Here is a 25,609-nt window from a genome sequence, read left to right on the forward strand (position 1 = left end):
AGGGCCTCCCGGTAGGTTTACTTCCGGCAGGGCATTACCACCAAGTTTACGTGCGATTGTCCTTAAAAATTCCTAATTTTTCAATGAACGGACGATGTGTCTTTTTGCCGGTGTAAAAATGTTGTAAAAAACTTTTCAGCCCCAGGCAACCCTGTGCCGGATTCCCTCGTATAGGCTAAAAAAGCAAATAGCATGCCCGAGTATAACTCCGCCGTTCTTCAAGAACTACTCGACGGCTGTTTACAGAAAAACCGCCGCAGTCAGGAGCTGTTGTACAAGCAGTTCTACGGCTATGCTATGAGCATTTGTTTACGCTATACACGCAGCCGGGAAGAGGCGAAAGAAATACTCAACGATGGATTCCTGAAGGTTTTCACGAAGCTCGAAAGTTTCGATGCAAGCCGACCATTCAAAACCTGGTTGAGCAGAATCATGATTAATACAGCCCTCGATCATTACAGACAGGAAGTTCGCAGAGATGTTTTTGACGACGTGGAAGTCGCGGAGCAGGTGTCCGTTGACGAAACGGTTATCAGCAAGCTTTCACACGAAGAGCTGGTCGGACTGATCCAGCGTCTGACACCGGCATACCGGCTGGTATTCAGCTTGTCGGTTATCGATGGCTACACACACGAAGAAATTGCAGAACAACTGAGTATTTCGGTTGGGGCGTCAAAATCCAATTTGTCGCGTGCAAGGGAAAAGTTGAGAGAAATGTTATCCAAGATTAATATTGACGACTATGATAGAGTTGCCAGATGACGAACTGGACAAGCTCTTCAGAAAGTCATCAGAAGAGCTTGATCCGACATACGAACCCGACGATTGGAATGACCTGCGGAAGTTACTCGATAAGCAGGACGGGAAAACTCCGGCCGGATGGTGGCGGAAATGGTGGCCGCTGGGCGTACTGGCGCTGCTGATACCCGTGGGGATTGCGCTTTATTCTCTCGAAGGGGAGAAGGGAGGAAAGGAGGATGGAGGAAAGGGAATTGCTTTGAAAGGTCTTGAAACGGAGGATGGAGGAAGTGAGAGAGGGGTAGTGGAGGATGGAGGCGTGAAGGCTGCTGGCGACGAGTCAGGTGTGGTCAGAGAGTCAGGTATTGTCAATGAGTCGGGCAGTTCGTTGGAAAAGGTTGGGAAGCCGGGTGGTTCAGGAGAAGAAGCCGTAAAATCGGCTGCGAGTGTGGATAAAGGAAATCCTGCTGTGGATAATACAAACGAATTGGTTGCTAAAAGAAATGAGGCTGTTCGGAACGGCAAAATAGCTATTGGTGACAAACTGAAAACCAGTGAAAAAGAGGCTGGTAAATCTTCCTCGAAATCAGAATTGAATAATGCCGCGAGTAACGGCAGAAAACCATTGCCCCGGAGCCAATCTAAGGCAGGCGGAGTGTTCTTAGAGCCTAACCGCTCAAAAGTGGAAGGAGGCGACGGGGCTCTTTCTTTGAAAAACAATGCGAATACGGAAGGCAGGGAGACGTCCTTGCCGCAAGCAGCCAGTCGGCAGGATGGCAATGCTGGTTCAAAAGCGCTGACGGGATCGGAAGGTGAGCCTTTGATAAAAGCCGGTGAGTCGGGCCGTGCATTAATCTCTGCATCTGCACTGGATAGTAAAACATTGAAATGGAGTGTGCTGTCATTGCCCGGGATTTCCGCGCCCGAGCAGGAGATCATGGCAGAGCCTGCGCCCAGGGAATCCTCCATGTCTGCAGATGATCAGCCTTTGATGGCTGTCAGGTTTGGCTATTCACCGGATTTGAGCACGGTGGGGTTGAAGGATTTTTCAAAACCCGGTACGTCTGTGTCGCTATTGGTAGAGTATTCAGTTTTACCAAGATTGTATTTACAAAGTGGGGCGGTTTGGAGCAGGAAAGATTACTCTGCATCGGCGGAGGCATACCAATTGCCCAAGCACAAGTATTACCCCCCGTTGGCATTGAGTGGAATAGACGGCGTGTGTAAAGTGCTGGAAATACCGCTGAATGTGAGATATGATATAGCATCTGGAGAACGTTCTCGCTGGTTTGCAACAGGCGGCTTCTCGTCCTACCATATGAACGGTGAAAAATATAAATACTATTATATCGACCCGAATGATCCCAGTGCGGAAAAGTGGCCGGGCTGGAATGGCAAAACCGGCTGGTACTGGCTAAGTCACGCCAATGTCTCAGCGGGCTACGAATACAGAATTTCCCGTAAACTCTCCCTCCTCGCAGAGCCGTCAATACGGATGCCGCTCAAACGCGTGGGTTACGGAAAAGTGAATCTTATTACTACCGGCCTCTGGCTATCGGTGCGCTACACCCCTGTTTTCAAGTGAGCACTATGCCCACATTATCATTGCATTCTATCTTCTAATTAATTTATTCATTATGAACTCAATTGACCAAGGAAACATGAAAAGAGGCGAGTTCCTGAGAAGCCTCGGGCTCAGCACCTCAACGTTAATGGCATTCTATTGCCTCGGCACCACTATGACCGCTTGCGGATCGAAAGACGATGATCCGAATCCAGATCCGGATCCGAATCCGGGCACTGGTTCAGGCTCCGGAATATCGGGTACAACCACCGGCACAGCGATCAATTTCACGGTTGATTTGACCAATTCGGCCGTTTCCAAGCTGAAAACCAACGGAGAGTCCATCATTACGGGCGATGTACTCGTGGCGAAAACGACTGCCGGCAGCTATGTAGCTTTGACCAGAATCTGTACGCATGAAGGAAATGAAGTCCGATACAGATCGACCTCCAACGATGTTTTCTGCCAAACACACGGTTCCACATTCACCACGGCCGGTGCAGTAACCAATGGTCCTGCCACAACTGCGCTTAAAACGTATAATGTGACCGTTTCTTCGGACGGAAACACTTTGACCGTGAAAGCTTAATCTCAACCAGTCATGAAAGTACTCCGCCTATTCGTGATGTTGATGTGTTCATCAACAGTATTATATGCACAGGACTACTTGCTGAACGAGTTGTCGAAACAGGACAGCGCGCAAACCGTACCGGTTACCGCCACTTTCAAATCGACCCGCGTAGTGAATGGACAGTCGGTGGAAACGATGAAAAAGAAGCACCTTGATTTCCGCATTTCGCACCGTTTCGGGAAGCTGAACTCGGGCGCCTACCAGTTCTTCGGCCTCGACCAGGCTACGATGCGGCTGGGATTCGAATACGGATTGACGGACGATCTGATGATCGGAGTGGGCCGCAGCACGTCGCAGAAGGTGTATGATTTTTTTGGTAAATATAAATTACTGAAACAAAGCACCGGCGCGCGCAATATCCCGGTTTCGGTGACATTGTTTGGTGGAACGGGCGTGGCTACGGTGGATAAGGAGCGTGATTTTCAGGACAAACTGTATTACACCGCGCAGGTACTCGTAGCACGGAAGTTTGGGGAACGCTTGTCGCTTCAACTGTCGCCCACCTATTTGTACCGCACCATGCCGGACGTGACGGGAGATGAAAAAGTACTCTTTGCGGTGGGTATCGGCGGTCGTTTCAAGCTCTCGAAACGTGTTTCGCTCAACGGTGAATACTTTTACACCGCCCGCGAAAAGAACACGGTTACTGCTCCTTACCACGACTCGATGTCGTTCGGCGTCGATATCGAGACCGGCGGGCACGTTTTCCAACTGCACTTTACCAATTCCCTCGGCATGATCGAGAAACAGTTTATCGGTGAAACCACCGGCAGCTGGGGCAAAGGGGATATCCATTACGGGTTCAACATTTCCCGTACATTCAGCTTTGACAAGAAGAACAAGAAGCAGCCAAACTGATCCAGACTATGAAACCGCATTTTTATCGCGTGGCCTGCCTGGCCATGTTCAGTACCGCTTTGCTTTCCGGAACTGCATTTGCCCAAATGTTTGCCACTTCGGGCGGCAATACGCAGTTCTCGGCGTCGACACCTTTGGAGAATATTGAAGCGGAGAATAAAAAATCGCAGGTGATCCTGAACACGGCTAACAACGAGATCGCGATCCGGATGAACATGCGGGACTTTTCCTTCCCCAATAAGCTGATGCAGGAGCATTTTAATGAAAACTACATTGAATCGGTGAAATACCCGACGGCCACGTTCTCGGGCAAGGTCGATAAGGCGCCGGATTATACCAAGGACGGCGACTACGATGTGTCGGCGACCGGCAAATTCACGGTTCACGGCGTTACCAAGGAGCGGACGATCAAAGGGAAGATGAAGATTGCGGGAGGTAAGATCACGATCAGTTCCGATTTCGAGGTAGCGCTGGTGGATCACAATATCGAAGTGCCGAAGGTGGTTTTCGTGAAAATCGCGCAGATCATCAAGGTGAAGGCGCAATATGCATTAGCTCCTTATAAAAAATGATAAAGACCTACGTTCCGCCGGAACGCCGGAACGCCGGAACGTAGGTCTTTATTAAAACTGTGGGGTGTTACAGACTTGGTAAGCCTTTCTTGAACTTGCCAAGTCTTTTTCATTTATCTTCTGCGACGCCGCCGGGCAGGTTTTCTTTTTCGTACCGGCTTTTTCCGCACAGGCGCTTTTTTGACGGTCGTTCTGCGCGTAGGTGTTGCCACAGCCTCTTCTTCTTCCTCGTCTTCGCTTACCGCTTCTTCGGTAGGAGCAGCTGTTTCAGTGATGGCTACGGTTTCATTGGTTTCTTTCTGATCCACATATGGCAAGCGCACGGCTGCAATTTGCTCGATGTTGGACGTGTTTTCGATCGGCCTCAGCCTGAATGAGTAGGAATAGGCTTTCGCGGGTAGCAGATATGCGTCGTGTACGCGTGGGGACCAACTGTCGTCGCCGCCAAGTCCCATTTGCGCGTGGTCGATGTTGACGACGGTTGCAGTACTACGGCTCAACACGGCGGCGTGGCGTTTGGCAGCGAGAAGATCTTTGTCCGTATAATCATGGACGTTGAAATTGAATGCGGTGTCGCTCAGCACCAGCAATCCTGCTCCTTCCGCATTGGTTACCGTAGCCCAGCGGACGCCGGTTTTATTGCCGTTTTCCTGCGGCGTGATGTATGGAAAATGCTGCTCAGCCACAGTACCGGCATAAATGCCTATTCTTCCACTCGTTTTGCGATCGGCATAAGTCTCGTGCGGGCCGTTGCCGTACCATTGTGTTTTGCTGAATGTGGCGGGCATTTTCAGCTGCATTCCTACTTTGGCAAGCGGTGGCCATTCTCCCCGCGGGGTATATGTGTTTTGTACATGAATATCCCCCGAGGCATAAACCATATACACCGATTGCACATCCACTTCGCCTTTGGATTGCTTTAAGGTCTGGTTGAGCGTCACCTTGTAGATCTGGGCGGTCAATCGCTGGGTTTTCATTTCCGAAGACACGCGTTCCAGCGTATCGAGGCCGAAATTACGCCATTGGGTGGCATAGCTTTTCGCAGCGCCGCCTTCGTCGTTATCGGTCGGCACGCGCCAGAAATTGGCATATGGGCCGCTGTCGAGCATTTCTTCCTTTTTGTTTTTGAAAGAAATCATCCGGCCCTCGTTTTTGTCGAAAACTACCGTGAAATCCTGCCCGGAAATCTGCACGCGCGCGGCGGTTACCTGTGCAATTCGGAGCGGGCGCTCGCCGTACAAGCTCAGGTTGGGGCGCGGAGCGGCCGGTTTCACTACCGGTACCTGATGCCAGGCAACTTCATGGCCTTTGGGCGCCCAGCGCGTAGCTTCTTTTAATCTTATGCTGAGATTGAGAAAATACTCGGCATTGGGTTTTGCCGAAGCAGGAAGCTCATAAGGAATGGTAATCTGCTGTTTCTGCCGTGGCAAAGCGGCCAGATTAGCAATGCTTCCGCCTTTGCCCACGGGTTTACCATTTTCCATGAGCGACCACACGAGCTCGTAGCCGTGCAGCGACTGAAAGTCATAGGCATTATGCAATGTGATATTCTTTGCACCGGCTTTCAGGGTGTCCGGCATTTCGAATTTGATGTATTGATACACCTTCTTCACCTCGCTTAGCTCGGGCTGGGGCGTGCGGTCGGGGTTCACGAGACCGTCGCCGGCATTGGCGCCGTCGATGTAGTTGAAATAATCCCAGTACTCTGTGCCGTCAGCACGTTTCAGTTTTAAGCCCTGGTCAACCCAATCCCAAATGAAGCCGCCCTGCATGGTCGGATATTTTTCGATCAGGTCCCAGTAGTCTTTCAGGTTACCAATGCTGTTGCCCATCCCGTGCGCGTACTCGCATACGATGAGCGGGCGGGTCTTGTCCTTTTTGACCAGTTCCGTCATATCCTGTGTGGACGGGTACATCACTGAAACAATGTCGAAACTGCTCAGCGTCGTTGGTTTGTAATCCTTCCGGCCTTCGTAATGAACAGGCCGGGTAGGGTCGGCGAGCTTGATAAAATCACCCATATCCACGAAATTCTGGCCCATTCCCGATTCATTCCCGAGCGACCAGATGATCACCGACGGGTGGTTTTTGTCCCTTTCGACCATCGCATTGCCTCGCGCGAGGAATGCAGCGCGCCATTGTGGATTGTCGGCCAGGATAATGTTTTTGCTCCACAGCTCGTGGCTTTCGATATTCGCTTCGTCCATCACGTACAAGCCATACTGGTCGCAGAGGTCGTACCATTCGGAAGCATTGGGGTAATGCGAGGTTCTCACAGCATTGATATTATGCTGTTTCATGAGCGTAATGTCCCTGATCATCGACTCGCGGCTGATCACCCGGCCAGTTTCGGGATCGAATTCGTGGCGATTTACGCCTTTGATCGTTACCGCTTTGCCATTCACCAACAGCTGCCCGCCTTTGATTTTCACATCCCTGAACCCAACACGCTGGCTCGTCGCTTCGAGGACTTTGCCGTCGGAGTTCATCAGTTGAACCGTCAACGTGTACAGGTTCGGCGTTTCTGCGCTCCATTTGGCAGGGTTAGGCACGGGCATTTCGGCGCGTATGGCCCCTTCTTTACCCATTTCAAGCGTGCCCACCATCTGGCTCACCGGGGTAGTTACTACCGCTTTCGAGGCATCATATAATGTGAAAAGCACCTGGTGCGCGTGAATGGGCTGTTCGCCGTAATTTTTTACATATGCGCTCAGTTTCAGCGTGGCATGCTCGTGGTTGGCATCCAGGATTGTTCTTACAGAATAATCGGTTAATACGACTTTGGGCAGAAGCAGCAGGTCCACATCGCGGAAAATGCCCGAAAGCCGCCAGTAGTCCTGGTCTTCGAGATAGCTGCCGTCCGACCAGTTGATCACTTCCACCGCGAGGTTGTTTACTCCGGCCTTCACATCCTCCGTCACATCGAATTCGAACGGGGTCATGCCATCCTCGTGATACCCGATCGCGACGCCGTTCAGCCATACATAGCAGGCCGATTGCACGCCTCCGAAATGCAGGAATACCTGTTTGTCCTTCAAATCCTGCGAAACTGTGAAAGTTGTGCGGTACATCCCCACGGCATTGGTATCGGCGGTAATGCGGGGCGGTGTGGCTTTGAACGGGTGTTTGATATTGCTGAAAATCGGGCGGTCGTATTTGCGGCCCTCGCGCGCACCTACGACCTGCCAGTTGGACGGTACGGGGATATTGTCCCAGCCCGCATCGGCGATTTTGGGATCATAGAAATTCAGTTGCGCTTTCGAAGGATGCTGCGCCCATTTGAATTTCCAGGTACCATTCAGCGACTGTACGAAAGGCCCTTTTTTGTCCATGGCCAACGCGGCTTTTTCCGTCGCATATGGGAAGAAATCGGCGCGGGGCTTTTCTGTATTGATGCTGATCACCTGCGGGTCCTGCCATTCGGGAATGGCCTGGGCGTGAACCGTGTGGTTCAGAATTTGTATTAAAAAAAGTAGTACCGGAAATCCGCAACGGGTAGAGAATTGCATATTACTTTCTGTGGTGATATTGGTGCGGTGCTTTGTTTGAATGCAGGGCGAGCACGCGTTTTTATTTCGGAGGTTAAAATTAGGTATAATCAAAAAGAAACGGACGCAAAACCGGGGTACCATGAAGTTTTATTTGAAGAATGCCTTTATTTTGCCTCTACATGTAAATTCTCTGTTATGCTGTTAGCCGTCGACCTTGGCAATACCGACACTGTTTTCGGGCTTCATGATTCCGGTAACTGGGAGCACATCTGGCGGATGCGCTCGTTGGTGCAGGAAAACGAAGCGCATTACGAGTCGAAGCTCCGGCTGCATTTCCTGGAAGCCGGGTTGTGGTTTGGGGATGTGGAAACGGTGGTACTGAGCAGCGTCGTGCCTGCATTGACGCCCGTGATACTGAGAATGCTCCGCTCGCTGTTCGGCGACGGTGTGATCGTGGTCGGGCCGGAGATTTATCCTGCATTGTCTATCGAAATCGATCATCCGCATGAAATCGGCGCGGACCTGATCGCCAATGCGGTAGCAGTATCGACACGATATAAGGAAAATTGTGTGGTGGTCGATTTTGGCACTGCATTGACATTCACGACTGTTTCCAAAGACAGCAAGATTCTCGGCGTAGCCATATTACCGGGTCTGGTCACCGCTGTAAAAGCCTTGTTTGCCAACACGGCACAATTACCAGAAGTGCCGCTTCAACTGCCGCCATCGGCCATCGGGAAGAATACCGTGGAAGCTATTCAGGCGGGTATTCTGCTGGGTTATGAAGGGCTGGTCAAATCGCTTTTGGGGCGCATACGCGCAGAGCTTGGAGGCGAATGCATTGCCGTAGCGACGGGAGGCTTGTCGTCTATCATTGATACGCTGCGCGACGAGTTCATCGAAATCGACAGAAAGTTAACATTGGACGGCCTGCGCATTATCGGCGAAAGTCTCAGGGCTTAGTTTTGAAATATCCTTCTTCAATTAAAGGCAAATCGGAAACCGGCTGGTTATATAAATACACCCAACAATCCCTGACCACCTCCTGACTATCCCTGACAGGAACGACTTTTCTAAGATACAAACTGGCCGACTCATCTTCCATAACATCCTCATATTCATCCAGTTCTTTGAGTATTTCGAGGGAATGTAACTGATAAATCTCCCCGTGCACGGGCGTAGGCGCATCGGGCTCGTACAACGCGCCCGGGTACCACTCTACGCGGAACAATTTTCCATTGAAATACCCTTTTCCTATATAGTTTGAAGACAACCGGAGCTTCCGTGCATAGGGGTTGTCAAAAGCCTGCATCAAAGTGCCGTAAGTGAATAAATTATATAACTTTTCCATTCTGCTGGCAGAAGATCAGAAATTCCGCTTAATGCAGAACTGTATTTTTCTTATATTTACATGTAAGCTTCTTCATTATACTAATATACCGTTATGTACGAAAAGAATCTTGGTACAAAACAAAAAGCACTAAGGATCAACCTCGACCGCCGGATCTACGGATCGTTTGCGGAAATCGGGGCGGGTCAGGAAACGGCGGCTTACTTTTTCAAAGCCGGCGGCGCATCCGGAACCATCGCTAAGACGATGTCGGCCTACGACATGACGTTCAGCGACGCGATATACGGGACAGAGGAGGGCGGACGATACGTGGTAGAATCCCGACTGATGAAAATGCTCAACCGCGAGTACAACCTCGTAGAAAAGCGGCTCTCGGAAAAACGCGGTGTCGACAGCACCTTTTTTGCCTTCGCAAACACAGTTGTAGCCCTCAATTTTCAAAAAACAAACGAATCACACGGCTGGATCGGTCTTCAATTCCAGCTCACGCCCATGGGCCCCACGAACTACGTCGTGATCCACGTGCGGATGCGCGATGATGAGAATATCCTGCAACAGCAGGCGCTCGGGATCATCGGTGTAAACCTGATTTACGGTTGCTACTACTATTACAAGTCGCCTGAAATATTGCTCATGTCGCTGATGGACGATCTGACGATCGACCGGATAGAGATCGATATGGTGCGTTTCAGCGGCCCTGATTTTGCCAAAGTGGATAACCGCCTCATGAGCCTGCGGCTGGTGAAGAATGGTTTTACGGATGCGGCATTGTTCGGCAGCGACGGCGGTGTTTTGCAGCCTTCCGAGGCATTGTACAAAAAGCACATCCTCATGATGCGCGGCCGCTTGCGCCCGATCACGAATGTGCATATCGACCTGATCAGCAATGGTCAGCGGCAGTTCCTCGCCGAAGAAGATGTGGATGAGTCGAAAGTGGTGCTCATTTCAGAGCTCACATTGCACAACCTGAAAGCCGGGGACCGCGATATCGACGAAAAGGACTTCCTCGACCGCGTGGATATTCTCTGCTCGCTGGGGCATATGGTAATGATTTCCAACCACCATGAATATTACCGGTTGGTGGCGTACTTGTCGCGATTGACGAAACTGAAATCCGGTTTGTTGCTCGGTAGCCCGAATTTGCAGGATATTTTCGAAGAAAAGCATTACCAGTTCCTGCAAGGCGGCATTCTGGAGTCCTTCGCGACGTTGTTCAGCCGAAAGGTGAAATTGTACATTTACCCTACGTTGCAGCCCGATGGTTCGGTTTACAGCTGTGAGAACTTCCGCGTGCCGGATCACTTACGGCCGTTGTTCCAGTATCTGATTGTAAATGACAAGATCGAGGATATTAAAAACTACAATACCGAGCACATGCACATCACGACCGACCTCGTACTTGAAATGATCAAGCGCGGTGAGCCGGGGTGGGAAAAGCTGGTGCCGGAGAATGTTGCCCAGATGATCAAGGAGAAGTCGCTTTTCGGCTTGCCTAGTGAGAATAATTATGTGGATACCGTGAAGCAGATTCACCAGGCTGTGGGGAATTTGTAGGAACGGCATTAAATATTGATTGATCTTAGCTTTTGGACATAAATTCTCGTTTATGTCCAAAATTTTATCCCCGCCTACCACATTCGTGGGCAGGCTCAAATATCTCGGGCCCGGTTTCATTCTTTCGGCTGCTATCGTAGGTTCGGGCGAACTCATTGCTACCACCGCATTAGGCGCCAAAGCCGGCTTCGTCATGTTCTGGCTCATTATTCTGAGCTGCCTTGTCAAAGTCGCATTGCAGCTGGAATTTGGTAAGAACGCTATTTACACCGGCACATTCATTATGCACAACTTCAACAATCTGCCGGGGCTAAGGCTCGGCAAGGCGCATTGGAGCATTTGGCTGTGGCTTTCTTTGCAGGGGTTGAAACTGTTGCAAGTGGGTGGCATTGTCGGAGGTGTCGCTATCGTGCTGCATATGGCATTCCCGCTCATTTCCGTCAATTTTTGGGCGATCATTTCAGTGCTGATCACTTCTTTCTGGGTTTATAAGGGCAATTATGGCGCGGTTGAAAAAGGCTCACTTGTGATGATCATTCTCTTTACGGCCATCATCCTCATATCCGTCATTTCGCTTCAATGGACTCAATATGCCATCACCTGGCCGCAGTTTGAAAGCGGGTTACAGTTTTCGCTGCCTACCGCGCTGGTCGCGACGGCGTTCGGGGCATTTGGCATTACAGGCGTCGGGGGAGATGAAATTATGTATTACAATTACTGGTGTATCGAAAAAGGCTACGCCGCTTACACCGGCCCGAACGACGGCACAAAAGAATGGTCTGAGCGTGCCAAAGGCTGGTTTCAGGTCATGTACCTTGATGCCGTATTGTCGATGGTGGTCTATACCATTGTAACGGCCGCGTTTTATCTCCTGGGCGCTGCGGTACTGCACACGGGCGGTGCTGTACCGGAGGGTTACCAGATGGTCGATACCCTATCCCGCATTTTCACGGAAACGCTCGGTCCCTGGGCGAAGAACATATTTCTGATCGGTGCATTCTTTGTGCTCTATTCCACATTATTTACTGCCGCTGCGAGTTGGGCGAGGGTTTGGAGTGATGCTTTCGGACAGATCGGCTGGATGAAGTTCGGCTCGGAGCAGGAGCAAAAGCGGAGTATCGGCATTATGTCCTGGGTACTGCCTATTGCCTGGTGTTTGTTGTTCCTGTTTTTCCAGGCGCCGGTGAGAATGGTAATACTCGGAGGCATCGCGACTTCCGTACTGTTACTGCTTGTCGTATATGTCTCGCTCGTATTTCGTTATCGCAACTTGCCGATCGCATTGAAACCCTCGACGATGTACGATGTATTTTTCTGGATTAGTGTGCTTTCGATCCTGTTTGTAAGCGGGTATGGTATTGTTCAAATTATTTAGGAGAGAATAGTACTTAATTTCAAATGAGTAGTACTTTTTGATAGCGAACGAATAAGGGAGTTACTTCTGAATTTCGTCTAACTGATTGCCGGTCAGGTAAAATACATTCTTTCGAAATCCTAAATTCTTTCATATGGACAAACCAAACGAAGTATCGAGAAGAAACTTTATCAAAAACACAACAGGCGCCGCGGTTGCACTTTCCATTCCGGCCATTATTCCTGCGAGTGCATTTGGCGCGAACGACCGCGTACGCGTAGCGGTGCTGGGCGTTAACGGGCGTGGGCAGAGCCATATTTCGGGTTTTAATGCCCTGAGCAATGTGGAAGTAGCCACGCTCTGTGATCCCGATAACAACATTTTGCAAAAGCGGGCACAGGAATTCGAGCAAAAGACCGGCAAGAAGGTCAAAACTGAAAACGATCTCCGCAAAGTTTTTGATGACAAAACCATCGACGCTGTGAGTATCGCCACACCAAATCACTGGCACGCATTGGCGGCAATCTGGGCTTGCCAGGCTGGAAAGGACGTGTATGTCGAGAAGCCTGGCTGCCATAACCTCCACGAAGGCCGCAAGCTGGTCGAAGCGGCTCACAAATATAAAAGAGTAGTGCAGCATGGGGTCCAGCTTCGCAGTTCGGAAGCATTGAAGGAAGCGGTGAAACACCTCCGCGACGGGTTGATTGGAAACGTCTATATGGCCCGCGGTCTGGTATACAAATGGCGCCCGGACATTGGCGATAAAGGTACCGAGCCAATTCCCGCAGGTCTCAATTACGACCTTTGGACAGGCCCCGCGGAAATGAAGCCATTCTCCCGCAACTACGTGCATTACGACTGGCACTGGCATTGGAACTACGGCAATGGCGACATCGGTAACCAGGGTATCCACGAAACCGACATGTGCATGTGGGGCCTCGGCGTGGAATCATTCCCGGACAAGATCACGTCCTCCGGCGGCAAATTCCTCTGGAACGACGCCAAAGAAACGCCCGAAGTACTGAGCTCTTCATTTGTGTATACCAAAGAAAAGAAGATTATCGAGTTTGAAGTACGGCCATGGATGACGAACGACGAAGGCGGGGTAGGTATTGGTAACATCTTTTATGGTTCGGAAGGTTATATGGTGGTGAAAGGATATGACTACTACGAAACCTTCCTGGGCAAAGACAAAAAAGCCGGCCCATCGCGCAAAGCCGGAGGGGATCACTATAAGAATTTCATTGACGCGGTGGTAGCCAAGGATCCAAAGCTGCTTAATGGGCCGGTTGAAACAGCGCATTTATCGTCGGGTCTCGCGCATTTGGGCAACATCGCCTACCGCGTCGGTCGAGCATTAACATTCGACAACAAGACGGAGAAATTTGTGGGAGATGACGAAGCTAACAAGCTGCTGACGAGGAAATACCGCTCGCCTTATGCGCTGCCGCAGGTGGTGTAGGCGAGGCATTGATTTGATTTAATAATTGTTCACGGAAAAGTTCTCTTTATGAGAACTTTTCTTATATTCACACACTTGTATGAAAGTACATTTGATTAGAAAAGAGAGCATTGCAGGATTTGTCGCGGATCATGCTCGAAGTGCGTCATCGTTTGACGAATGGCGCAATAGATTGAAAGGAGCAAATTGGAAAGCTCCGGAGGATATCCGAGTCAATTATCCGACGGTAGATTTTCTCGGCAATGGATGTCCCCGGGTAGTGTTTGATATCGGCGGCAACAATTACCGCATGATTTGTAAATATGTATTTGGAAAAAGTTTTGTGCGCTTATATGTGAGCTGGATTGGCACTCATGCTGAGTATACGCATTTATGTAAACGTGGACTGCAATATTCTATAAATCAATTCTGACATGGGAGAGCTGAAATATAAGGTCATTAAGACCAGGGAACAATACTACGAATATTGTAACGAGTTGGAAAGACTAGATGATTCAGGAGAGTCCGAGGGGAAATATCAGGACGAAGCTGAGCTCTTAATGGTGCTCATCGAACATTACGATGCAGCGCACACTATTTTCAAAGGTGAGTTTGATCCTGTTGAATTGCTCAAATCACTCATGAAGGATCATAAGATGAAAGCTAAGGACATTGCCGAGTTGCTGAATGTCAGCAAAGGTTACGTGTCCGAGATTCTTAACTACAAAAAGGGAATGTCTAAAGATGTCATCCGCAAGCTGGCCACGCGTTTTGCGATGCGGCAGGAGGCATTCAACCGCCCTTACCGATTGGAGGGTGAAAGAATGATGGAGGAAGAGCAGGAAGAAGCTGTTTTGCAGTGAATATTAATTAAAACCACTATATCCATGAATCACTATCAGGAAATCACACGCTATCTCGACAATGCGCGGGAGATTTTGAGTACGAAGGCAAATAAGGAAGGCCAAGTGTACAAAGACGTTAAGTACGTGCAAATGGCGTCAGGAACAGCTTACAATGCTGCACTGATGATTGCGGATGAATATTTAAGGAAGAAAGAGGGGGCGAAGTTCACAAAGCCCAGCAGCATTGACGAATACCGTCTCCGGTTGAATAAACACAACAAAACTTTGATGGCTTAACTGAACCAGGCTTACGACCTGCTGCATTTAGCAGGTTATTATCATGCTACGCCTTCCGTGCGAACGATTAAGCAAGGTATGGAAGCTGCGCAGAAAATGCTGGCATTAATTGCTTAGAATTACATTCAGTGGAAACAAAAAAACGGCCGACAGGTAATTCCTGCCGGCCGTTTGCTATCTATTGCGAGGCTCTTTAGAGCGTCGTAAAATCAAATGATTCCAGATATTTCGTCGTGAAATTGCCGGATTTAAATCCAGGATCATCCATCAGTTTAATGTGGAAAGGGATCGTGGTTTTAATACCTTCAATCACGAATTCCTGCAATGCGCGTTTCATACGGGTAAGCACCTCCTCGCGCGACTGCCCGCTGACGATCAGTTTCGCGATCATCGAGTCGTAGTTTGGCGGAACGGTGTAGCCGCTGTACACGTGGCTGTCGATGCGTACGCCGTGACCGCCGGGGAAATGCAGGTTGGTGATTTTACCCGCCGCCGGACGGAATCCGTTGGAAGGATCTTCCGCGTTGATACGGCACTCCATTGCGTAAAGCTTTGGCGTGTAGTTCTTACCGGAGATTGGTTCACCCGCCGCTACTTTGATTTGCTCCTTAATGAGGTCAAAATCAGTAACTTCTTCGGTGATCGGGTGCTCCACCTGGATACGGGTGTTCATTTCCATGAAGTAGAAATCGCCGTGCTTGTCGACCAGGAACTCGATCGTACCGGCACCTTCGTAACCGATAGCCTGGGCACCTTTGATGGCCGCAGCACCCATTTTCTCACGCAACTCAGGGGTGATAATAGGGGATGGTGTTTCTTCTACCAGCTTCTGGTGACGACGCTGGATCGAGCAGTCGCGTTCCGAAAGGTGGCAAACTTTACCGAATTGGTCGCCGATGATCTGGATTTCGATGTGACGGGGCTCTTCCACGAATTTTTCGAGGTACAAACCATCGTTTCCGAATGCAGCTGCAGATTCCGTACGGGCGTCGTTCCACGCCTTTTCGAATTCTTCCGGCTTGTTGATCACGCGCATCCCGCGTCCGCCGCCACCTGCTGTCGCTTTCACGATCACAGGGTAACCGATGCCTTCTGCGAGTTCTTTGCCTTGCTCCAATGATTCGAGCAAGCCTTCCGAACCCGGTACAACCGGTACTCCGGCCGCGATCATCGTCGCTTTTGCGGTAGCCTTGTCGCCCATACCGTTGATCTGAGCGGCGGTGGCTCCGATGAATTTGATGCCATAATCCGCGCAAATCTGCGAGAATTCAGCGTTTTCCGACAAGAATCCGTAACCCGGGTGGATCGCGTCCGCGCCGGTTACTTCCGCTGCCGAAATGATATTCTGGATGCTCAGGTATGATTGCCTGCTGGGCGGAGGACCGATACAAACGGCCTCGTCGGCAAACCGTACGTGAAGGCTGTCGCGATCGGCTGTCGAGTAAACCGCGACAGTCTTAATGCCCATTTCACGACAGGTCCTGATTACACGCAGGGCGATTTCGCCCCGGTTAGCAATGAGTATCTTTTTAAACATGTAATTCAGTGAGTTTTCGTTCGCTGCAATTATGCAGGTTCAACCAGGAACAATGGCTGGTCGAATTCTACCGGAGTTGCGTTTTCAACCAGGATCTTCACGATTTTACCTGATACTTCGGATTCGATTTCGTTGAACAGTTTCATCGCTTCGATCACGCAAACAACTTTTCCGGGTTTGATCTCATCACCGATGTTAGCGAATGCCGGTGTTTCCGGGCTCGACGCGCGGTAGAATGTACCGATCATCGGGGATTTAATCGTAATGAGGTTCGAAGAAGCTGGTTCTTTGGAAACCGCTGGCTCAGCCGGAGCGGCCGGTGCAGCTGCTGCGGGAGCCGCAGGAGCGATCGCAGGCGCAGGTGCCGCAACAGGTGCCGAAGTGTAGGCTACTACCGGTGCGGTGGCAAAGCGTTTTACCTTGATTTTCAGGTCTGCCGTTTCAATATTCACTTCATCAAGTCCCGACTGGGCAATGAAGTCAATCAGTTTTTGGATTTCTTTGGTTTCCATTTAATTAAGATTTAACCCTTTCTACGTATTCGTATGTGCGTGTGTCAACTTTGATTTTTTCACCTTCGTCGATGAAAAGAGGTACCATAATGCGCGCACCGGTTTCTACTTCGATGGCTTTCTTGGGAGAGTTGGCGGTGTCGCCCTTCAATCCCGGCTCCGAATAAGTTACCACAAGCTCCACGAAAGGAGGAAGTTCGCAGGTCAGCGCTGCATCGTTTTCAGTGTTGATCAGGATCTCAACTTCCTGGCCTTCCTTCATCAGGTCGGCGTTGGTCACCAGCTTTTCGTCGATCAATACCTGGTCGAATGTCTCGGAATTCATGAAGTTGTAACCAACCTCATCTTTATATAGGAACTGGAATTTGTGTCTCTCCACACGCACGGGCGTGATGCCTGCGCCAGATGAGAACGTATTATCCAGTACTTTGCCGCTAGTAAGGCTTTTCAGTTTGGTACGTACGAACGCGTTGCCTTTTCCGGGTTTCACGTGTTGGAATTCAATCACCTGAAAAAGATCATGGTTGAAATGGATCACCAAACCGTTACGCAAATCTGCAGTAGTTGCCATTTTTATGCTAATGAATTGTATGATAATGCTTTATTGAAAATCACATGCCTAAGATTCGATACCCCATTTGAGGTACATAGCGCCCCAGGTAAAGCCTCCGCCGAATGCGGCAAGAATCAGGTTATCGCCTTTTTTAAGTTGTGATTCATAATCCCACAGGCAAAGCGGAATAGTTGCCGCTGTGGTATTTCCGTATTTGTGAATGTTCATCATGACTTTGTCCATTCCCACGCCCATCCGGTTGGCGGTTGCCTCGATGATCCGGCGGTTGGCCTGGTGTGGCACGAGCCATGCTACGTTATCGCTGTTCAAGCCGTTGCGCTCCATGATGTCGGCAGCAATGTCGGCCATATTGGTGACGGCAAATTTGAACACCTGCGCACCATCCTGATAAACGTAATGCAGCCTGTTTTCTACCGTTTCGTGGGTAGGCGGGTAGCGGCTTCCCCCGGCTTTCTGGTTGAGGTAAGGATAACCCGCCCCATCCGACTTGATGATCGAATCCAGGATGCCGTTTCCGGATGTGTCCGGTTCGAGCAACACAGCGCCCGCGCCGTCTCCGAAGAGAATACAGGTCTTGCGGTCGGTGTAGTCGACGATGGCAGACATTTTATCCGCAGCTACGACAATCACCTTTTTATATTTTCCGGTCTCGATAAATTGTGAGCCGAGTGTCAATGCATAAATAAAACCCGAGCAGGCAGCCTGGATGTCGAAGCTTCCGATGTTACGGATGCCGACCATATCGCAGATGAGGTTGGCTGTGCACGGGAAAACAAAATCGGGTGTGGTAGTAGCGCAGATGAGCAGGTCGATTTCTCCGGGACTTGTATTGGTTTTGGCCAGCAAACCCTTTACTGCCTCCGCACCCATATGTGAACTTCCTAAACCTTCGCCTTTAAGAATACGTCTTTCTTTGATGCCTGTGCGGCTAACGATCCATTCGTCGTTCGTCGCAACCATTGTTTCCAACTCTGCATTAGTCAAAACATAATCAGGCACATAACCTTGTATTCCTGTTATAGAGGCTTTAATATGGGTCATGATAAATCAACTATTCAAAATCCGAATAGATTTGGTAAAAAGGGACAGTTTCAGTTTTTTCATAGTCATGTGGTTGTCAGCATCCGTTGTTAGCTCAATGCCTGGGCGATGTGCAGGTACGCTTTGGATTTCACCTGCTTGTAAGCCCAGTCAACCATATTTTTGATAGCCAGAGGTGTCGATACCCCGTGCGCGATCATCACATTTCCATTCACCCCGATAATGGGACTGCCTCCAATGGACTCGTAGTTCGTTTGGTCGATAAAATCGTCCTGGAAACCTCTTTTCTTCGAAATCTCGTACAGAGATTCTCCGAGTTTAAACAAAATATTGCCGGTAAAGCCGTCGGTAACGATCACGTCAGCTTTGTTGGTGAAGAGATCTTTCCCTTCAATATTCCCGATAAAATTGATGCGTTTGTTTTGTTTCAGCAGGGGATAGGTAGCCTGTGAAGTGAGGGAGCCTTTTTGCTCTTCTTCCCCGATATTCATCAACGCAACCCTTGGCTTGTCGATCTGGAAAGTATGCTGGGCGAAAATCGAACCGATTTCACCAAACTGCGAAAGGACCTCCGGCTTGCAATCGGCATTGGCACCGATGTCGAGCATTACGGCGTATCCTCCTCCTACCTGCGGCACGAGGCCTGCGATGGCGGGGCGAAGAATGCCTTCAATAGCTTTAATGCTGAAAAGGGCGCCCACGTGCATGGCACCTGTGTTTCCTGCACTGCAGAATATATCTACCTCTTTTTCTTTCAGAAGCTTGAAACCCACGCCAATGCTGGAATTGGGCTTTTGAGAAAGGGCTTTGGTAGGATGTTCCCCCATCTCGATTACATCTTCTGCGTGAACGACGTCAACATTAGTAGGAGTGAAATTGTGCTGGTTGAAAATCTCCCAGATCACGTTTTCACGGCCAATTAAAACGATTCTCGCCTCGGATGGTAGCTCAGAAGAGGCTTGAATGACCCCTTCAACAATTGCTTGCGGAGCTAAATCTCCCCCCATAGCATCTACCGCAATTTTCATTTACACGCTGTTATTTTGACAAATAAGTTAGAAACCGAAGGTGTAAATTTAGCAGATGTGCCGCAGTAAAAAAGAATTTCGCAACAACTTTTATAGGGCTGCTGCGAAATTGAATTGCTCATCGACTGAAACTAAACCGTTTTAGTATAGTTCTCAACTACAACTTTACCTCTGTAAACCAGATTGCCTTCGTGTACGTGTGCACGGTGCAATTGGTGGATTTCTCCGGTTGTAGCATCAGTTCCCAACTGCTTTCCGGTAAGGAAATCGTGCGCTCTGCGTGAATCGCGACGGGTGCTGGAATGTCTCCGCTTAGGATGTGCCATGATATTTTTGGTCTATTGTTATTTACTTTTTTATAATCTGAGCTGTTGTGCTCTATCTTTTTATCCGTCAGCTGAAGCTGGCGGCAAATTGATTCTTTTTCTGCCCCTTCAATCCTCTACCGTCGGTTTTAACCGACGGATCGAAAGAGAAGGTTTTACTTTTTCAGGTTTTTTAGCGCTTCCCAGCGAGGGTCGATCTTCTCTTCATCCTCCCCTTCTTCCCCTTCCTCCTCTGCTCCCGAGGTATACACCAGCGTTCCCTCTTCCTCGCCATCCTCCAAATCGAAATCATCCTCTTCGGTACGCAGGCTCGGGTGGAGCTTTTTAACCGGTAACGACAGCGCGATGAAATCGAAAATATAACGTGCTACGTTGATCCTGTTGGTGTTACGGCTGATGATCTCGATCTCTTCCGTGAGCTCCTCATTGTGATCGCCGAACTTCAATATGATGCGTTCGTCGGAATCAATCGGTTCTTCGAACGTTTCCAGGCTGCGGTCGCAAGTCAGGGTTACGCTTCCTGTTGTGTGAAAACGAAGCTGGATCATCGTTGCCGATTTGCTTAGGATCACGTGCGTTTTGAAGTGCCCGTGCTCGATCAGATCCTGCTCCATTTCCTCAAAAAAAGCATCGCCAGACTCCATATCATAGTCATACTGTTTGTCTTCCAAACCGTAAATGTCTATGTTGTATTTACTTAGCTCTTTCACTTTTTCTGTCAAAAGGAGTGCAAAGGTAATGTGTTTCAGTTTAATAAAAAACATTGGGCCGGAAAATTGTTGCCCGTCCGCCGCTATTCTTTGGCGTTATCAGATTTTCCGCGCCGGATTCCCGAAATAGGTAGCACCGGCCGGTACATTTTCCACCACCACCGATCCCGCACCGATCCGGGCATTCTTGCCTACCTGAATACCGGCCACGATCACCGCACCTGAACCGATGAATACGCCGTCACCGAGTGTCACACGGTCGTTCACGATCGCGCCCGCACCGATGGTTACGAAATCGCCTACAATGGCCGATGTATCGATGATAGCACCGGTTTGCACCAGGCAATGATGGCCGACTACCGTACGTGCGCCGATGGTCGCGCGGGCCCCAATGAGGTTACCATGCCCGATCGACGCCATGCCCGAAATCACCGCCGTGTCGTGGATCGCGTTTACCGGCATATTCTTGTATTCCTCGTTCAGCGATTCTACGAGGCGTTCGCGCACCGAGCGCTCGCCGATCGCGATGAATGCCTCGCATTTGGAGCCTATAATGTTGAGGTAGCTCGTGTCGTCGGTATTGCCGAGCACGGTCACGTCGCCGAACTCTTTACCGTGCAGCTCCGCGTGGTCGTCGAGGAAACCGTACACGAGTACATTATTTCTTCTGAAAATATCCAGGGCCTGCATTCCGAGGTCGCCGGCGCCGAAGATTAATACGGGGTTTTCCATAATTGATGTTGCTATTGAATAAAAAGTCTTCATCTGAATGGTTAGTTCAAATGAAGACTTAAAAATTAGGTCCAAATATAATGTTTACAGGAATGTTACCCTGAAAACAAACGGGCTGCCGTAGGGCGATAGATTTTGGCCGCTGTATTTATCGATCTGACTGTCGTAACTGAAATTGTACAGCGCCGTCAAATGTACCGCTTTAATAAACTTCCCGCCGATGGGTTGTGAGTAGGATGCTCCCGCCATCGGGGAACCGAGCCATTGCCGCTTTTGATACGAGCCTTCGACATTCAGCGCTTCGTATTCCGCGATGATATTGACGGGCGGAACCACATTATACATCATAAATGCACGGCCACCATAGTAAGCAGTGTTGATATCATAATATTTGTAACGGAAATACATGATGGTGGCACCCACGCCGCCTACAAGCTTTTCGGTAAGTTCATAGCCAGCCATGGGCGAAAGGTTGATATTCGTAACCGTTCCGAGACTCAGCCCGAAGCTGCCTCCGAGGCGCAGTCTTTCGATGAACTTTTTATCTTCAAAATCTGCCAGCTTCTTCTTTTCCGCCAATACGGGTTTGTCGTTTTGTGGTTTTCTTTCAACCGGAGGTATTTCCTTTCTTTCCGGCTGTTCCTTCCGAAGCGAATCGGGGCGGTAGTATTCGTCGTTCTGCGCCATCAGCGAAGGACTGATCAAAACCGCCAGGAGAAACAGGAATGGCAGGAGAATTTTACTTTTCATCTTAAAATCGTTTATTTTATAATGTTGTAACTGGTAACGTAGGACTATCTGATTTTTGTCTACTGAAACTGCGCTTCCGGCTCCTCTTAACACCACGCGTTTCGTCTATGCTTTATCACATTTCGGTTCCTGACCCACAATCCTGTTTTCTTGACATTACCTACACCATCCCCGAAATCCATAGCGAACAGATCGAAATCCAGCTGCCGGCATGGCGCCCGGGGCGGTACGAGCTTCAAAACTTCGCCAAAAATATTCAATTTATCGAAGCGACCTCAACCGCTGGTCACAAACTGCCCCTCCATAAGGTAACCAAAGACCGTTGGCGGGTTGGAACGGCTGGTCAAGACGAGGTACGCATTCACTATACCTATTACGCATCCATTCAAAATGCGGGCAGCAGCTATGTAGACGAAGAATTGTGGTACCTCAACTTCATCAACTTCTGCATGTACACCGAGGGCCGGATCACCGAACCCTATCGTGTGGAACTCGATTTACCTGAAGGTTACCAGATTGCCTGCGGATTACCATCGGCAGGGAAGAATGCATTAGCGGCAAGAGATTTTTACCAATTGGTGGATAGCCCGATGCTCGCCTCCGGAACTTTGCAGAAATGCGAATACGAAGTCCGCGGCATTCAGTTTAAGATATGGATGCATGGCAATCTCAAACCCAACTGGCGGCGCATCGAGCGCGATTTCCGGCGTTTCTCGCGGGAGCAGATTGCCATGATGGAAGAGTTTCCGGAAAAGGATTACCATTTCCTGAACCTGATATTGCCCACGGCATTTTACCATGGCGTAGAGCACCAAAACTCCACGATGATCGTACTCGGCCCCGACGATGAAGGCGAGGGCCTCTATTCCGACCTCCTGGGCGTGAGCTCGCACGAGCTTTTCCATGCCTGGAATATCATCCGCATTCGCCCGGCAGAGCTTTTACCTTATGATTTTACCAAAGAAAACTACTTCCAAACCTGCTTTGTTGCCGAAGGTTGCACGACCTACTATGGCGACCTTTTCCTGAGACGCGCCGGTGTGTTCAACGACGATGCCTACGTCAAGGAATTACAGGTATATATGAAGCGCCATTTCGAAAGCAGCGCCCACGCGGCGCAATCGCTCGCGGAATCGTCGTTCGACCTTTGGCTGGATGGTTATGAAAAGGGCATTCCGAACCGGAAAGTGTCGGTGTATCACAAAGGCGCGTTGGTAGCACTCATTCTGGATCTGTATTTGAGGAAGAAAACCAATCATGCTCAGTCGCTGGACGATGTCATGAAGCTGCTTTGGGTGCGCTTCGGGAAGCCGTTTGTCGGTTATACGCTGGAAGACTACATCAGTATTGTAGAAGAAGTAGCCGGCGAATCACTGGAATGGTATTGGGATGAATGCATTTTCAGCGCTGCCCCACTCGAAGAACGCCTGAACGAAGCACTCGCATTTGTAGGATTACAAATGTCGGTTTTTAGCAATGGTAATGTGCAGCTGAATGTGCTCGATGATTTTAAGGCGCAGGTACAGCGGGAGAAATGGCTCGAAACTGTACAGGTATTGACGGTGGAGGAGGAGGAGTTGGAGGATGGGGATGAGGAGGAAGAGTGACGGCCGTGGATCGTCAGCCGTCGGCGGTCAAGAAAGCTCTTCTCTCAACGCACTTTCCAAATCGCCATACCGATACACAAACCCCGTTTCATCCGCAATTCGCTCATTCACTACGTAATTCCCCCCCAATACTACTGCTGCCATTTCCCCGAAGGCCAGTTTTAAGGCAAATGCAGGGACGTTAGGGAGCCATTGAGGGCGATTTAGGGCTTTGCAAATGGCTTTTGTAAGCGCTTCGTTGGTTACCGGCGGTGCTGCAACGGCATTATAGGCCCCATGCCAGCTTTCATTTTCCAGCGCTTGGATGTATAAGCGGCACATATCGTCGAGGTGGATCCATGACATCCATTGCTTCCCGGAGCCAAGCGGGGCACCTGCGCCGAAGCGGGCAGGCAATGCCATTTTGGGGATAGCACCGCCGTCTTTGCTGATAACAATGCCGGTTCGGAGCTTGACCGTCCGGACGCCCAATGCGGCAATTTCGTTCGCCGCCTTTTCCCATTCGATACTTACATGCGCGAGGAAATCGCGGCCTGCGGGCGTGGTTTCGGTATTTCTGGCATCGCCGGTATCCTGGCCGTAGTAGCTGATGCCCGACGCCGACACGAATGCAGCCGGTTTTATCTGCTTTTCGGCGAGCATACGGGCGATGAGGCGGATCGATTCGGTGCGGCTTTCGAGAATGGATTTTTTTCGTTCTTCCGTCCAGCGACCTTCGCCGACATTGGTACCGGCCAAATGCACCAGGAAATGCAGGTTATCGAGCGCACCTTCTTCGACATAACCCTTTTGAATATCCCACTCAAAAACCTGAACGGACGGGATGTTCGACTTTTCCCTGCTCAGGAATGCCACTTCGTAGCCATTTGTGAGTAACATTTGCGTCAGCCGCTGGCCGATGAGGCCCGTTCCGCCGGTGATCAGTACTTTCTTTCCCATGGTATCAGGTTTGAAAAAAGTATACCAGGTCAGGCTTCCGGTTGCGGCGTGGCGTCGCCCGGCGAACCGTCGCCCGGAGGCTCCTGCTCGATCGCCTGTGTAACGCGTGCAACCATTTCTTCCACCGATTCGTCGGGGTGGAAATGCATGGGCGGTTTGAATTGCACCGTCAGCCGGGTGTTACGTTTTTTGAAACGCAATCCTTTTTTGTCAAAAGCCCTTCTGAAACCATTGATGACGACTGGGATCACGATCGGGTGATGGTCGTTGATCAAATGCGCTGTGCCCTTGCGTACAGGGGCATACGGTTTGGTGGTTCCCTGGGGGAAGCTCACGACCCAGCCATGCTGCAAACCCATGCCGATGCGGTCCTGCGCCGAGGTGTCGAGCTGGCGCTTCACATCCTCGCCATTGGCGCGCCAGGAACGTTCGATAGTAATGGCCCCACCCATACTGAACACTTTGGGTAAAAAACCACCTTTCATGGTTTCGGCGGCTGCCACGTAATACATTCTGGCGCGCGGCGAGAGCAGGTAAAATGGCGGGGACATGGTGTCTTTATAGCCCCATTTGACGGCACAAAAAATATGGAAGAACGCGATGACGTCGGCGAAATAAGTCTGATGGTTCGAAAGGAACAGCACGCCCTGGTCGGGCAGGTCCATCAGGTTTTCGGTGCCAGTAATGCGGATTTTATTGACGGCCGTGTAACGGTAATAGGTAAACCAGCCCAATATAAAAATAAGTAATCTTTTAACAGCCAGGTAGTTGCCAAACGGGTCCTTCTCGAAAAGACCCAGGAAATCCAGTCGGGCGAGCCAGGAGGGAAGCGCGCTATATGTGATCTTTTTAAAACTCATAGTGCAGTAAATGGTGCGTCATGCGATGTGCGATAAGGGCTTTGTGTTAAAAGTTTTGTTCCACCTGAGTCGTGGACGAAGACGTAATTTATAGAATATTTTTCATTGACCGCCGACTACCGACCGCCGAATAGCGTTTGGCTATCGGGCATTGTCATGTGTTGTCATTTATAGTCAGGTATTGTCATTGGTGATTCACTGACTACAAATGACAACAAGTGACTATAAATGACTTTCACGCGCAACCATTCAAAAACATACCATTGATCGTCGGCCGTCGGTGGTCAACCGTCATAT

The 25,609-nt window shown here is 49.9% G+C and carries 25 protein-coding genes and 1 pseudogene; 13 read left to right on the forward strand and 13 right to left on the reverse strand.

Annotation, left to right across the window (positions count from 1 at the left end; genetic code table 11):
* Positions 1-192 precede the first annotated feature (192 nt).
* From CLV60_RS04010 to CLV60_RS04030, 5 genes are all read left to right on the forward strand, one after another.
* Entirely contained in the window at positions 193-762 is a 570-nt protein-coding gene (locus CLV60_RS04010; RefSeq protein ID WP_106594112.1) for an RNA polymerase sigma factor, read from the forward strand.
* Positions 743-2,323, forward strand: coding sequence for a hypothetical protein (locus CLV60_RS04015; RefSeq protein ID WP_106594113.1), 1,581 nt, complete (start codon positions 743-745; stop codon positions 2,321-2,323). Before CLV60_RS04010 ends, CLV60_RS04015 begins: the two co-directional genes overlap by 20 nt.
* 76 nt (positions 2,324-2,399) lie before the next feature.
* Positions 2,400-2,891 (forward strand): QcrA and Rieske domain-containing protein, encoded by a 492-nt coding sequence (locus tag CLV60_RS04020; RefSeq protein ID WP_229210813.1) that lies wholly within the window; start codon positions 2,400-2,402, stop codon positions 2,889-2,891.
* Positions 2,892-2,903: 12 nt separating this feature from the next.
* Entirely contained in the window at positions 2,904-3,791 is an 888-nt protein-coding gene (locus CLV60_RS04025; RefSeq protein ID WP_106594115.1) for a DUF5777 family beta-barrel protein, read from the forward strand.
* A gap of 8 nt (positions 3,792-3,799) precedes the next feature.
* A complete protein-coding gene (locus CLV60_RS04030; protein ID WP_106594116.1) occupies positions 3,800-4,363 on the forward strand; it encodes a YceI family protein in 564 nt (187 codons plus the stop codon).
* Between the two features lie 113 nt (positions 4,364-4,476).
* Here the strand turns inward: CLV60_RS04030 and lacZ are convergent, their stop codons facing one another.
* Positions 4,477-7,872, reverse strand: coding sequence for a beta-galactosidase, LacZ type (gene lacZ, locus CLV60_RS04035; RefSeq protein WP_106594485.1), 3,396 nt, complete (start codon positions 7,870-7,872; stop codon positions 4,477-4,479).
* Positions 7,873-8,049: 177 nt separating this feature from the next.
* On the opposite strand from lacZ, the gene CLV60_RS04040 reads away from it, so the two are divergent.
* Positions 8,050-8,817 carry a type III pantothenate kinase gene (locus CLV60_RS04040; protein WP_106594117.1) on the forward strand — a complete coding sequence of 256 codons (768 nt, stop codon included), beginning with the start codon at positions 8,050-8,052 and terminating at the stop codon, positions 8,815-8,817.
* On the opposite strand, the gene CLV60_RS04045 is transcribed toward CLV60_RS04040, so the two are convergent.
* Complete coding sequence (locus CLV60_RS04045; protein WP_106594118.1) at positions 8,807-9,205, reverse strand: gamma-glutamylcyclotransferase family protein; 399 nt, start codon at positions 9,203-9,205, stop codon at positions 8,807-8,809. The genes CLV60_RS04040 and CLV60_RS04045 overlap by 11 nt on opposite strands.
* 93 nt (positions 9,206-9,298) lie before the next feature.
* Here CLV60_RS04045 and CLV60_RS04050 point away from each other — a divergent pair, with 93 nt between their 5' ends.
* The 6 genes and pseudogenes from CLV60_RS04050 (at position 9,299) to CLV60_RS04075 (ending at position 14,813) form a co-directional block, all read left to right on the forward strand.
* Entirely contained in the window at positions 9,299-10,759 is a 1,461-nt protein-coding gene (locus CLV60_RS04050; protein ID WP_106594119.1) for a nicotinate-nucleotide adenylyltransferase, read from the forward strand.
* A gap of 52 nt (positions 10,760-10,811) precedes the next feature.
* Complete coding sequence (locus tag CLV60_RS04055) at positions 10,812-12,134, forward strand: Nramp family divalent metal transporter (RefSeq protein ID WP_106594120.1); 1,323 nt, start codon at positions 10,812-10,814, stop codon at positions 12,132-12,134.
* Between the two features lie 133 nt (positions 12,135-12,267).
* Positions 12,268-13,575 (forward strand): Gfo/Idh/MocA family protein, encoded by a 1,308-nt coding sequence (locus CLV60_RS04060; RefSeq protein WP_106594121.1) that lies wholly within the window; start codon positions 12,268-12,270, stop codon positions 13,573-13,575.
* Positions 13,576-13,654: 79 nt separating this feature from the next.
* Positions 13,655-13,987 (forward strand): type II toxin-antitoxin system HigB family toxin, encoded by a 333-nt coding sequence (locus CLV60_RS04065; RefSeq protein ID WP_106594122.1) that lies wholly within the window; start codon positions 13,655-13,657, stop codon positions 13,985-13,987.
* Between the two features lies 1 nt (position 13,988).
* Positions 13,989-14,417 (forward strand): helix-turn-helix domain-containing protein, encoded by a 429-nt coding sequence (locus CLV60_RS04070; protein WP_106594123.1) that lies wholly within the window; start codon positions 13,989-13,991, stop codon positions 14,415-14,417.
* Positions 14,418-14,441: 24 nt separating this feature from the next.
* Positions 14,442-14,813, forward strand: a pseudogene (locus CLV60_RS04075) (DUF5618 family protein).
* Positions 14,814-14,889: 76 nt separating this feature from the next.
* On the opposite strand, the gene accC reads toward CLV60_RS04075, so the two are convergent.
* The 9 genes from accC to CLV60_RS04120 all read right to left on the reverse strand — a co-directional run bounded on the left by accC (position 14,890) and on the right by CLV60_RS04120 (position 21,906).
* On the reverse strand, positions 14,890-16,233 hold the full coding sequence (gene accC / locus CLV60_RS04080) for an acetyl-CoA carboxylase biotin carboxylase subunit (RefSeq protein ID WP_106594124.1): 1,344 nt from the start codon (positions 16,231-16,233) through the stop codon (positions 14,890-14,892).
* Between the two features lie 29 nt (positions 16,234-16,262).
* Complete coding sequence (gene accB, locus CLV60_RS04085; protein WP_106594125.1) at positions 16,263-16,745, reverse strand: acetyl-CoA carboxylase biotin carboxyl carrier protein; 483 nt, start codon at positions 16,743-16,745, stop codon at positions 16,263-16,265.
* Positions 16,746-16,749: 4 nt separating this feature from the next.
* The gene (gene efp, locus CLV60_RS04090; RefSeq protein ID WP_106594126.1) at positions 16,750-17,316 is read right to left on the reverse strand and encodes an elongation factor P; all 567 of its coding nucleotides are present in this window, start codon (positions 17,314-17,316) and stop codon (positions 16,750-16,752) included.
* Positions 17,317-17,364: 48 nt separating this feature from the next.
* On the reverse strand, positions 17,365-18,360 hold the full coding sequence (locus CLV60_RS04095) for a beta-ketoacyl-ACP synthase III (RefSeq protein WP_106594127.1): 996 nt from the start codon (positions 18,358-18,360) through the stop codon (positions 17,365-17,367).
* A gap of 89 nt (positions 18,361-18,449) precedes the next feature.
* The gene (plsX, locus tag CLV60_RS04100) at positions 18,450-19,388 is read right to left on the reverse strand and encodes a phosphate acyltransferase PlsX (protein WP_106594128.1); all 939 of its coding nucleotides are present in this window, start codon (positions 19,386-19,388) and stop codon (positions 18,450-18,452) included.
* Positions 19,389-19,519: 131 nt separating this feature from the next.
* Positions 19,520-19,714, reverse strand: a complete 195-nt coding sequence (rpmF, locus tag CLV60_RS04105) for a 50S ribosomal protein L32 (protein ID WP_015813599.1) — start codon at positions 19,712-19,714, stop codon at positions 19,520-19,522.
* Between the two features lie 155 nt (positions 19,715-19,869).
* Entirely contained in the window at positions 19,870-20,478 is a 609-nt protein-coding gene (locus CLV60_RS04110) for a YceD family protein (RefSeq protein WP_106594129.1), read from the reverse strand.
* Between the two features lie 45 nt (positions 20,479-20,523).
* A complete protein-coding gene (locus CLV60_RS04115; RefSeq protein WP_106594130.1) occupies positions 20,524-21,156 on the reverse strand; it encodes an acetyltransferase in 633 nt (210 codons plus the stop codon).
* A gap of 84 nt (positions 21,157-21,240) precedes the next feature.
* Positions 21,241-21,906, reverse strand: coding sequence for a hypothetical protein (locus CLV60_RS04120; protein ID WP_106594131.1), 666 nt, complete (start codon positions 21,904-21,906; stop codon positions 21,241-21,243).
* A gap of 107 nt (positions 21,907-22,013) precedes the next feature.
* Here CLV60_RS04120 and CLV60_RS04125 point away from each other — a divergent pair, with 107 nt between their 5' ends.
* On the forward strand, positions 22,014-23,513 hold the full coding sequence (locus CLV60_RS04125) for a M61 family metallopeptidase (RefSeq protein ID WP_106594132.1): 1,500 nt from the start codon (positions 22,014-22,016) through the stop codon (positions 23,511-23,513).
* Positions 23,514-23,540: 27 nt separating this feature from the next.
* On the opposite strand, the gene CLV60_RS04130 is transcribed toward CLV60_RS04125, so the two are convergent.
* Complete coding sequence (locus CLV60_RS04130; RefSeq protein ID WP_106594133.1) at positions 23,541-24,452, reverse strand: TIGR01777 family oxidoreductase; 912 nt, start codon at positions 24,450-24,452, stop codon at positions 23,541-23,543.
* A gap of 29 nt (positions 24,453-24,481) precedes the next feature.
* Positions 24,482-25,312 carry a lysophospholipid acyltransferase family protein gene (locus CLV60_RS04135; protein WP_106594134.1) on the reverse strand — a complete coding sequence of 277 codons (831 nt, stop codon included), beginning with the start codon at positions 25,310-25,312 and terminating at the stop codon, positions 24,482-24,484.
* Positions 25,313-25,609: the final 297 nt, after the last annotated feature.

Source organism: Dyadobacter jiangsuensis (genome assembly GCF_003014695.1).
In the GTDB taxonomy this organism is placed as follows: Bacteria; Bacteroidota; Bacteroidia; order Cytophagales; family Spirosomataceae; genus Dyadobacter; species Dyadobacter jiangsuensis.

Excerpts from the sequence above, each read along its gene's own strand:
- CLV60_RS04010 (WP_106594112.1), top strand. The coding sequence starts at position 193 with ATGCCCGAGTATAACTCCGCCGTTCTTCAAGAACTACTCGACGGCTGT.
- CLV60_RS04015 (WP_106594113.1), top strand. The coding sequence starts at position 743 with ATGATAGAGTTGCCAGATGACGAACTGGACAAGCTCTTCAGAAAGTCA.
- CLV60_RS04020 (WP_229210813.1), top strand. The coding sequence starts at position 2,400 with ATGAAAAGAGGCGAGTTCCTGAGAAGCCTCGGGCTCAGCACCTCAACG.
- CLV60_RS04025 (WP_106594115.1), top strand. The coding sequence starts at position 2,904 with ATGAAAGTACTCCGCCTATTCGTGATGTTGATGTGTTCATCAACAGTA.
- CLV60_RS04030 (WP_106594116.1), top strand. The coding sequence starts at position 3,800 with ATGAAACCGCATTTTTATCGCGTGGCCTGCCTGGCCATGTTCAGTACC.
- lacZ (WP_106594485.1), bottom strand. The coding sequence starts at position 7,872 with ATGCAATTCTCTACCCGTTGCGGATTTCCGGTACTACTTTTTTTAATA.
- CLV60_RS04040 (WP_106594117.1), top strand. The coding sequence starts at position 8,050 with ATGCTGTTAGCCGTCGACCTTGGCAATACCGACACTGTTTTCGGGCTT.
- CLV60_RS04045 (WP_106594118.1), bottom strand. The coding sequence starts at position 9,205 with ATGGAAAAGTTATATAATTTATTCACTTACGGCACTTTGATGCAGGCT.
- CLV60_RS04050 (WP_106594119.1), top strand. The coding sequence starts at position 9,299 with ATGTACGAAAAGAATCTTGGTACAAAACAAAAAGCACTAAGGATCAAC.
- CLV60_RS04055 (WP_106594120.1), top strand. The coding sequence starts at position 10,812 with ATGTCCAAAATTTTATCCCCGCCTACCACATTCGTGGGCAGGCTCAAA.
- CLV60_RS04060 (WP_106594121.1), top strand. The coding sequence starts at position 12,268 with ATGGACAAACCAAACGAAGTATCGAGAAGAAACTTTATCAAAAACACA.
- CLV60_RS04065 (WP_106594122.1), top strand. The coding sequence starts at position 13,655 with ATGAAAGTACATTTGATTAGAAAAGAGAGCATTGCAGGATTTGTCGCG.
- CLV60_RS04070 (WP_106594123.1), top strand. The coding sequence starts at position 13,989 with ATGGGAGAGCTGAAATATAAGGTCATTAAGACCAGGGAACAATACTAC.
- accC (WP_106594124.1), bottom strand. The coding sequence starts at position 16,233 with ATGTTTAAAAAGATACTCATTGCTAACCGGGGCGAAATCGCCCTGCGT.
- accB (WP_106594125.1), bottom strand. The coding sequence starts at position 16,745 with ATGGAAACCAAAGAAATCCAAAAACTGATTGACTTCATTGCCCAGTCG.
- efp (WP_106594126.1), bottom strand. The coding sequence starts at position 17,316 with ATGGCAACTACTGCAGATTTGCGTAACGGTTTGGTGATCCATTTCAAC.
- CLV60_RS04095 (WP_106594127.1), bottom strand. The coding sequence starts at position 18,360 with ATGACCCATATTAAAGCCTCTATAACAGGAATACAAGGTTATGTGCCT.
- plsX (WP_106594128.1), bottom strand. The coding sequence starts at position 19,388 with ATGAAAATTGCGGTAGATGCTATGGGGGGAGATTTAGCTCCGCAAGCA.
- rpmF (WP_015813599.1), bottom strand. The coding sequence starts at position 19,714 with ATGGCACATCCTAAGCGGAGACATTCCAGCACCCGTCGCGATTCACGC.
- CLV60_RS04110 (WP_106594129.1), bottom strand. The coding sequence starts at position 20,478 with ATGTTTTTTATTAAACTGAAACACATTACCTTTGCACTCCTTTTGACA.
- CLV60_RS04115 (WP_106594130.1), bottom strand. The coding sequence starts at position 21,156 with ATGGAAAACCCCGTATTAATCTTCGGCGCCGGCGACCTCGGAATGCAG.
- CLV60_RS04120 (WP_106594131.1), bottom strand. The coding sequence starts at position 21,906 with ATGAAAAGTAAAATTCTCCTGCCATTCCTGTTTCTCCTGGCGGTTTTG.
- CLV60_RS04125 (WP_106594132.1), top strand. The coding sequence starts at position 22,014 with ATGCTTTATCACATTTCGGTTCCTGACCCACAATCCTGTTTTCTTGAC.
- CLV60_RS04130 (WP_106594133.1), bottom strand. The coding sequence starts at position 24,452 with ATGGGAAAGAAAGTACTGATCACCGGCGGAACGGGCCTCATCGGCCAG.
- CLV60_RS04135 (WP_106594134.1), bottom strand. The coding sequence starts at position 25,312 with ATGAGTTTTAAAAAGATCACATATAGCGCGCTTCCCTCCTGGCTCGCC.